Genomic DNA, 665 nt, shown 5'->3' with positions numbered 1-665 from the left:
CCCGGGAAGTCGTACTGTGACAGCAGGTCACGAACTTCCATTTCTACCAGTTCCAGCAGCTCTTCGTCATCAACCATGTCGCACTTGTTCAGGAACACGATGATGTAAGGAACGCCAACCTGACGACCCAGCAGGATGTGCTCACGAGTCTGAGGCATTGGGCCGTCAGTTGCAGCAACGACCAGGATTGCGCCGTCCATCTGAGCAGCACCGGTGATCATGTTTTTCACATAGTCGGCGTGGCCTGGGCAGTCAACGTGCGCATAGTGGCGAGTTGGGGTGTCATATTCAACGTGTGAAGTGTTGATAGTGATACCACGAGCTTTTTCTTCTGGCGCGTTATCGATCTGGTCGAAAGCACGTGCAGAACCGCCGTAGGTTTTAGCCAGAACGGTGGTGATAGCAGCAGTCAGGGTAGTTTTACCGTGGTCAACGTGGCCGATAGTACCAACGTTGACGTGCGGTTTGGAACGTTCAAATTTTTCTTTAGACATCGCTTGTCCCTCTAAGACACGGATAAATCGGTGATATCACCACATCAACCAGGCATTGCCTGAATAGTTGAATTTTAACGCACAGAGAAGAATCAGGGAGGGAGATTTAGAAGTGGTGCTGATACCCAGAGTCGAACTGGGGACCTCACCCTTACCAAGGGTGCGCTCTAC

Annotated in this window: 1 protein-coding gene; it reads right to left on the bottom strand. The window is 51.4% G+C overall.

Annotated elements, in window-relative coordinates:
• A partial coding sequence (locus tag GSQ70_RS00005; RefSeq protein ID WP_158780364.1) for a GTP-binding protein occupies nt 1–494 on the bottom strand: 494 nt, incomplete at its 3' end.
• Nucleotides 495–665: the final 171 nt, after the last annotated feature.

The sequence above is a fragment of the Pantoea sp. BAV 3049 genome, assembly GCF_009765445.1.
Taxonomy (GTDB): Bacteria; Pseudomonadota; Gammaproteobacteria; order Enterobacterales; family Enterobacteriaceae; genus Erwinia.
This window is presented reverse-complemented; position numbering and strand designations above follow the sequence as displayed.